The organism is Acinetobacter sp. CWB-B33, from assembly GCF_039655955.1.
Taxonomy (GTDB): domain Bacteria; phylum Pseudomonadota; class Gammaproteobacteria; order Pseudomonadales; family Moraxellaceae; genus Acinetobacter; species Acinetobacter bouvetii.
On sequence record NZ_JAGFEU010000012.1, the window covers coordinates 1 to 8,062 of the forward strand.

An 8,062-nucleotide genomic window follows, 5' to 3' on the forward strand; every position below is an offset into this window, starting at 1 on the left:
TACTTTCGCCATCCCATAAAATTGCATTCATCAATAAGACCTACTTAAAAATACCAAGTGCAAATATTATTGCCAATTAGTACCATATTCAATAGATATTGTGATTAATATCACATATTTTTTTGTAACCTTATTAATCCAAGTCATTCTTTGCATTTTTAAGTTCTTTCACAACTTCAACAATTGTTTTTCCTTCCTGCTTGTTGATGAAGTTAAACGTCCACCGCACAACGGCCCACCCCGGCAGCCCGCAAATAAAGAAGAAACCGCCCAAGGCGATCATTCCCCAAATATCGGTTACCCATTCATGCAGGCCCCATTTCACGATAATGAATGCACCGCCGGTGAGGCTTGAGACGACTGTGCAAATTAGGCCAACAGCCCACTCCTGCGGCGAACGCGGCAGCCTCATCATGATGACAACTGTTGCAACCAAGCAGATGGCCAGTGTGACAGCTACTGCAGCACCATAAAACTTTAAAAATGCGGCAAACCCGCTTGTAGAGACTGGCTCCATTAATTTCCCCTAATTTCTGGCAATAAAAAAACACCCGAAGGTGCTATAAAACTTGTTTTGCAAAACCTAATCTTCTAATCCAGCCTTTAAAATCATAACTGGCGTTTCTTGACCCAATTTGCGCGCCCACACCAATTTTGGTTTTTTGCGTAAAGTTTCTTTTATCTGTGTATGTACCCACTGAAACACCATCGACAGATAGCGTGTTTGTTGAGCCGCTGCGTGTCCATTTGACTTTATGCCAGTTGCCGTCGCTATATGAATTGGCAGATACGATAGCCTCAATATTCGGTGTGTTTAGATATAAAAAAACTTTGCCAGTTGACTTCAGTGCTATTTGCCAGCCGCCACTGCCATTAACGAAATTATCAACCAGGACTTGGTCTGATGTGTGCGTACCAATGCGTTCGCATTTAAACTCGCATTCGACGGTGAGATCACCGGTCGCAAAAGTTGTCGCGCTTGCGTCTGCACGCTGCAACCAGTCTCCGGCACCATCAAAATAGGCTGCAAGGTTATCAATTTTTGCATTACCAACTGCTGTTAAACTCTCACCTTCCTTTTTATCAAAAAAATCAATAAGTCTGAAATAAGCTGTGTATTTGCTGTAATCCTTCGCATCAAGAATGATCTGTTCACCAACTTTTTCCGTCCCATTTTTTACAGCGCTGACGCGTATAAAATACTGCCGATTAGCAACAATATCTGTATCCGTATACATTCTTGCACTGCCCGCCAAAACAGCCTTTGGCGCGGGCAAATTATTCACATCAATCGGCGTATCAGAGCAGTAGTAGCGCTGCTCATCTACAAAGCCGTCCAGTTTCCAATTTAGTTCAAGTCTATTAGTCATTTTTAAACTCAACTGTTAAATCATACGGTGCTGAGAAGAATTGAGACAATTCAACCGTGTGTTTAAATGATTGAAAAGACTCATATCCATCTCTCAATGACTTCAAAATAATCTCTATCGAACGCGTATTCACATTCATTGCTGCCGTTGAAAACGTATATGTATTTAAAGTTCCCAGGCTTAAATTTTGCGTCTGCACTTCAACCCCATTTTCATCCCGCTCAGTCAGAATCAATTGATAAGAGACCCCGCCTTCAAGCGTTATGCCTGCATCAAACCAGCTCAGAATCTCACCGCCTGTTTGCTGCAGCCGGTTGCGGTCTACCCAGGTCAGCACAAGATCCGTTTCAATTTCTGCTGGCCAGTATTCATCATTAATTTTCACATTTGCAGGCGGATAAGGCCGGTACGCCTCGCCATTCAATGTGATCGAATTAGCAGTGGCCAGCGCTAACGCAAGCTGTGCAGAACTGGTTTTTGTCAGTACTTTCGCATTCACGCTTTCGCCCGCGTAGTAATCTGTATTATCAACAGCTAGCCACTGATCACAGAAATACAGCTGGGCTTCAGCAGCATGCACTGCAGGCTGAGTGCCAAGCACACCGCGCTTCACTGTGACTGTATTTGCAACAAGATCAACCGCAGTGACAGCCAGTTTTTCATCATCAAGCAGCAGCCATTCATTCATCTCAACAAGATTAAGATCAGTGCCGTCTTTGATTGAAAGCACAGTCTGCATGCGGTCAATGCCAGCGCTAAGTACAGCAGATGGACAATAATCTAAAATGGCTTTTGAGCTATAGCTACCTTGCCCAGTCTGCACATCAGCGTTGATTGAATTGCGCTGAAAGCGTGAGGCAATCACAGCCGCTTTAGATAAAGTTGGATCGGCTTCGAGTTCAGCATTCACTTCCGATTCACTTGCCAGCTGCACAGCATCGTAATACGGCAGTTCAATCACACGAACAGTCGGATTATCCACAGGTGCCTGGTTCATTGGGTTTTCATACGGTGGCACATACGGTGCGACTGAATTCATTGGCGTACTAAACACGTCTTCAATCGCTTCAACTTTCACACTTAAATCATGTGCATCACCGTAATCAATCGATTTTACGCGCATGATTGCGCCTGCAACACCGTGAATACCCCAGTTCCATGTAAAAGCATCGCCGACTGACAGTTTGCGGCCAAAATCCGGATGAACTTCATTCAATGTGACCACTTTCAGCGGGCTGGAAAGCGCGTGCAAATCACGCTCTGCAGCGCGGTATGCAGTGTCTGCATTGGTAAAGCCGTCATACTCAACAGGTTTATTGACTAAGCCATTTTGCGCGATGCGCGCTGGATCTTGAGCTGTAGACGTCGCGTTTTTGCCGGTTTCTTTATTCCAATACGTCACCGTAACCTGATTCACTTGTTCTGCAGCAGTTCGGATTTCATAATCTGAAATCGAACGCACATTTGATTCATCAAGCACAACCAAAGACTCTGCTTTATAGTCATTGCGAATCAGCTTTAAGGTCCATTTATTTGTCTTTTTATCAACAAAGCAAGACGCGTCAATGTGCTCACAAATCAGGTTGATAATGTTTTGAATCTGGCCTTCATCGTCAAAGACAATAGACATATACATATCTTCTTGATTCAGCACGCGCCAGGCTTCAAGAAATGAATCTTTATCTAGCATCGATTCAGGCTGACCCAATCCCCACTGCGCATTCGTGATGCATAGCCATAGCATATCCGCTGGGTTCATGTCTGGTTCACCCGTGCGGATACCGAACCATGCCTCTTCATTAATTAAAGCCGAACCGTCATCCGTCCAAATCCAAGGGCATAATAAGCCACCGCCGAGCTTTAAATCTTCACGCCACCAGTTGTCCTCTGGCGTATTATCTAGGCTTGAAAGTGCAATATGATCAGGTAAGTCTGCATTACTGTTGTCTTTAATAAATTGCGTATAAAGACAAAAGTGATTAACTGTACTGAAATGACTTTGTGCTGTAGCAGTATGCGAAGCCCTAACATCCTCACCATCAGCAACAATCACAAACGTATTCCGGGTTGCACTTGGGTTTGAAGCAAAAAATGCGTAGCCGGTGCTCATCATTTGAGTAAATGATGAGCCGCTGACTTGCTTTTTATTATTGATAAAATCACCGAATGCACCTGCATCACTGACTTGGAAATCAATAAAATCTTTGAATGTGACCGTCGCATCAAATGCAATCAAACGCAAATTCATCACACAGTTGAAATACGTCTCTTTAAAAAACACAAGCGTATTCACAATGCTAGATAATGTATTTTTCATTCTCACAAAATCATTTGGACCAAGTGACATTGAACAGTCAAAAGCAAAAACAAAATTGGATGGCGTATTGGTTACATTTGAGTTAATCCCGTTCACATACGAAACGCGGTATTTCCAGTCTTTCATGTAATTCTGGTTGCCGATATAGCCTTGCTTCCAGACAAAAGAACTGACACCTCGGTATGCCGGCACATTGCCAACCCCTAGGTTTTTTTCTAAATATAGATCAGGTAATTGATCCGGTGTGCCAATGTAATAATTAAAATCACCTGATACACCGCCGCCCGAATCATCACCGCCAAATAATTCATTTTTTGAGATGCGGCTCGACTCATTACCCACACCGCCATACCAGGCTTCTTTGTCTTCAATCCAAATTCTGCGCAGATAAACACCGGCCTGCGCTAGAACTGCGTGAAACCCGACAAAATATTTATAACCGACTACTTGCTTCTTTCCGCCGCTCATCTTCTTCTGCCTGTGCAATATTTACAATTTTTAGGGCCATCGCATCATTGGTTTTCTTAACAATATCGGCATCAATTCCGTTTGCTAAAAAGTCTGGCCAGTCCCATTTTTGGGCATCAAAAAAGGGCTTAACGCCCTCTTTTCTGCAGTACCCCGCTGCCCGAATATGCCGAATATAAATTTTCATTTTTTTATCGCCTGTGTTGCTTGATCGCCGAACCACACGACACTGGCTTTTATATCCCGCGTGCCGAGTACCACTTTATTGGTTACACCCTCTTCTGCGGTCGTAACCTCTACATCCTGCGCTGAAATTTTATTTTGCTGGCTGCGCGCCATTGAGTAGCTGACAATCAGCGAAACGACAATAGCGACTACTGCATAAATCAGCATTTCCATATCAGATCACCTGTTTTTCCAAAGGATTGTCGGTCGGCACAAAAGGGAAGCCGCCATAATTCGGCATGTTTCCGTAGGCTTTACATGCAGTTGGGGTTCGCATGCAGCCTGGATAAAGTGTCACGTGCGGGATTGCGTCTTTTGCGGCTTGTAATTCGGTTTCAGCCACAGAAAGCGTTGCAGTTTTGTCTGAAACTACCGTTTCGGCTTGCAGTTTTTCAGCTTGCGCCAGTGCTAGCGCATCTATCAAATCTTGATAATTTGGATCATCAGGACTAGCGTTATCAACTACGGTTTGTGCGTCAATTTCAGCTTGTGTTTTGATTACTAAATCTGCTTGTGCGTTAATCAATTCAGTTTGAGCCGTATCAAAAGCCAATTGTTTTTCATCGATGGTTGCAAACAAAGCTGCAAGCTGAACATCTTCGATCACATATTTAGAGAAACTGTCATAGCGGCGCTTCAGAATCAGTAAATTCTGCTTGCTTTCATCAATGGTGATCAAGACACCGGTTGGATCTTCAATCATTCCAATCTTGAAGTAATTGTCTGCGTACGACTCAAGATCACGCAGCACAACACTCAACTTATCAATGCTTTTGATCGTAGTTTTTACTGCATAATCATCTTTATTCAGTCGACACTCATCACTGAATACGCGATACGGACATGGCCCTTGAATTTTACGTGTAACAGCATTTCGACCCACTTTTGTGTATTCAGTTTCAAACTGCAGCGTAATACCGTCACTTTTTGGCTTCACTTTGACTAAGCGGCCAGACCAGAACTGATTAAATTGCGTGCCTTCATACGCAAACATTTCAACAGTCGTCAACTCTTCAAGTTCAGAGCGTGAGAGATTTTGTGCAAGCTCTGACTGTAGAGAAAATTCAATATCCATGACTTCTTTTTCAAGTGTTGTGCCCGATTTGTGCCGCCCGCGCTTCAGCACATGTGGCTCAAACGAATATCCCAAATGCTCAACAAATGCGTCACCGTTTGTGTATGCTCGAACGACTGAACCGGTTTTAAAAAGATACAGCTCACGCCGAGCAATCGTTTCGCGGCCATTGCCAAGAACACGCTTAAAAAATTGCATCATGGCTCTATCTCCAAAATTGAAACTGAGGATTCAGTAATATTTCTGCCTTTGTACTGAATATCTGTAGAGTCATTATTCAGCCTGTGCAGGCCTAAATAGCTGATCATTTGAATGCTTGCCGCAGGCTTATTTAATGCCGGTGAAATCGTCAGCCGGGTATTGACGCCATTTTTCACTGCAGCTGTGATTGTATGCGCAGACCAGACATTATTGGCTTTGATTGCGATATGCTTGCGGTGCGCGGCAAGCTCTAAATACTGATTTGATTCAACATCCAGCACAGCAGCTACATTGCCTGTGCTTGTTACATAGAAATTGCGCTCAAAAGTCGGCATCCAATACGGCCGGTACATGCCGAGCCGGCGGAACAGGAATTGCCGGTATTCAAATAAGTCTTGCTGGGTTTTCATCAATGAGCGCATCGGCTTGCCGTATTTGGCATGCAGCCAATCTGTATGCTGATCAATTGGGCCAAGGCCAAAATCAACAACTGTTTGTTGCTGGAGTACTGTCACATTCAAAGCACCACCATCCAATAACAATCGTTTGAAATAAAGGTCCTGCCCTAAAAATTGTGCGGGCTCTGGCGAACTCATATACGGCGCATCCAGCACTTGAAACTGCAGTTTCGGTTGCCCCCAAATTGCATTGATTGATGAGGAAACATCACCCAAAATAAAGCCCACTCGTAGTGGGCATATGGTGAAGTTCTGTAGATCTACGGACTGATAGAGTTTAAGCCCATCACTACGTACTTCCTTAATTTCAACGACAAACCGCTCGCTGGCTTTTTTGATTAATGCCAGGGAATCATGCCGGTAATCATAAATTGCCGTGTTGCAGGCAATAAAATCACCCGATGCGGCGGCAACGCGCTGCCATTCAATATCGACCGGAACAGCCCACTTTAAGCGCAACCCGCCATGCAGCACATTGAAATTTTGCCCCATGGCTTTTCGTACAGTCACATAATCAATATTCAGAACTTGTGACGCTGTTTCACGCAACGCGGTGCGCTGCTCTGTGCCGTTGTGCGATTCAAACATATAAGTACTGAAAGCTAGTGATTCGGATGACCCAACCAGCGTGCATTCATTGAGCAATACAAGTTCGCCAAAAAGTTCCGTTTGGATTTTCATATTGCTCCTTAAAATCAGTTAGAAAAAAAGCCCACCGAAGTGAGCTTATGGTATGCCGAGTGCGGCTTTAAAGTCAGAAGGGTTAGCCTTAATTTGATTAATTAAAATCTGCCCGCCCACAGCTCCACGCATATAATTACCAACCAAATCATCCTGTTCAATTTGATTGATGATAGTGAGTGGCTGGGCCTGCTGGGTTGCTGTATTGGATTTAGCAATCGCCTGCGCCTGCCGTTCGGCCTGAACATCAGCACCTCGGTTAATCGCATCCACAGTTCCCATACCTACGCGATATGTGTCCTTTGGTGTTACAAGTCCGCCATCAGCATAAGCATTAGGGAACTTACCGGTAACGTTCATATAATTCAGAGCATCAAGGCCTAAACTTTTAACCGCTGCTGCTTTAAACATGAACTCACCATTAGAGGCCATAATCGGAATCTCATCACTCGTCCCTGTGCCTTTTCCAGTAATATGACCGCCTGCAGCATAACCAGTAGGCGCCTGAATATTAGCTAGCATCGCTGCTATCTGCGCTCCCTGCCCTATAGCCCCTACAATCATCGGGATGTTTTGAGGAAAACCGATTTCAGATGCTTTAGCAATGTTGGTGATCAGTGATAAAGCCGCTTGCGAGGCAGCAAATCCCTCTGATATTGCGTACATTACTTGATAGCCTCTAGACTGCTCACCGCCCATGGCTTTCATAATAGTAGCCATGGAGCTTGTAATGCTCTCACCATAGCTCAACTGCAGCTGCATTGATGAAACCTGATAGGCACTTTCAATAGAGTTCATGCGATCTGCATGAGCCTGATATGCCTGCTCTTTCAATGCGTAGTTTTCACCTGCCAGTGCCAACTCAGCGTCAAATAATGCTTGGGATGCATCTAGACGATCAAAGCGCTCTTTTTCAAGATTGAACTGCTCGGTTGTGCCGGTCATATCCGCATTGATGCTGTTCCACTGTTTTACTGCGGTACTAAAGTTGCCTTGCTTTTCCTCTGCTTGCAATACATTGGCAATTGCCAGTTGCCGATTGCGTTCATCAAGGTCTTTTACATTCAGCTCAATGCGCTGGCGCTCAAGCTCCCAATAGCGCTCAGATTGAGCATTAGCATTCATTAGACCTTGCTGCATTTGAAAGATGCGCTGTTCTTTGGCGAGTTTAATTAGGCCAAGTTCGTGGAGATACTCCTCATCAAGATACTTGACGGCTTGATCACGCTGGCCTTTGGATAATTCGATGTCGCGTGCTGCATAAAAC

7 protein-coding genes and 1 pseudogene are annotated in these 8,062 nt (G+C 44.4%); all 8 read right to left on the bottom strand.

Going from position 1 to position 8,062, the window contains the following annotated elements; all coding sequences use genetic code 11:
* Positions 1-133: 133 nt before the first annotated feature.
* Complete coding sequence (locus JZ784_RS17360) at positions 134-517, bottom strand: hypothetical protein (RefSeq protein ID WP_346315769.1); 384 nt, start codon at positions 515-517, stop codon at positions 134-136.
* A 43-nt stretch (positions 518-560) separates the two neighbouring features.
* Positions 561-1,370, bottom strand: a complete 810-nt coding sequence (locus JZ784_RS17365; RefSeq protein WP_346315770.1) for a LamG-like jellyroll fold domain-containing protein — start codon at positions 1,368-1,370, stop codon at positions 561-563.
* A complete protein-coding gene (locus JZ784_RS17370) occupies positions 1,363-4,155 on the bottom strand; it encodes a phage tail protein (protein WP_346315771.1) in 2,793 nt (930 codons plus the stop codon). The genes JZ784_RS17365 and JZ784_RS17370 overlap by 8 nt, the downstream gene beginning before the upstream one ends.
* On the bottom strand, positions 4,121-4,342 hold the full coding sequence (locus JZ784_RS17375; RefSeq protein ID WP_346315772.1) for a hypothetical protein: 222 nt from the start codon (positions 4,340-4,342) through the stop codon (positions 4,121-4,123). The genes JZ784_RS17370 and JZ784_RS17375 overlap by 35 nt, the downstream gene beginning before the upstream one ends.
* Positions 4,339-4,554, bottom strand: a complete 216-nt coding sequence (locus JZ784_RS17380; RefSeq protein ID WP_346315773.1) for a hypothetical protein — start codon at positions 4,552-4,554, stop codon at positions 4,339-4,341. Before JZ784_RS17380 ends, JZ784_RS17375 begins: the two co-directional genes overlap by 4 nt.
* Before the next feature lies 1 nt (position 4,555).
* Positions 4,556-5,656: a phage BR0599 family protein gene (locus JZ784_RS17385; protein WP_346315774.1), complete on the bottom strand. Its 1,101-nt coding sequence runs from the start codon at positions 5,654-5,656 to the stop codon at positions 4,556-4,558.
* Positions 5,653-6,795, bottom strand: coding sequence for a hypothetical protein (locus JZ784_RS17390; RefSeq protein WP_346315775.1), 1,143 nt, complete (start codon positions 6,793-6,795; stop codon positions 5,653-5,655). The genes JZ784_RS17385 and JZ784_RS17390 overlap by 4 nt, the downstream gene beginning before the upstream one ends.
* Before the next feature lie 45 nt (positions 6,796-6,840).
* A pseudogene (locus JZ784_RS17395) lies at positions 6,841-8,062 on the bottom strand (hypothetical protein); the annotation flags it as partial.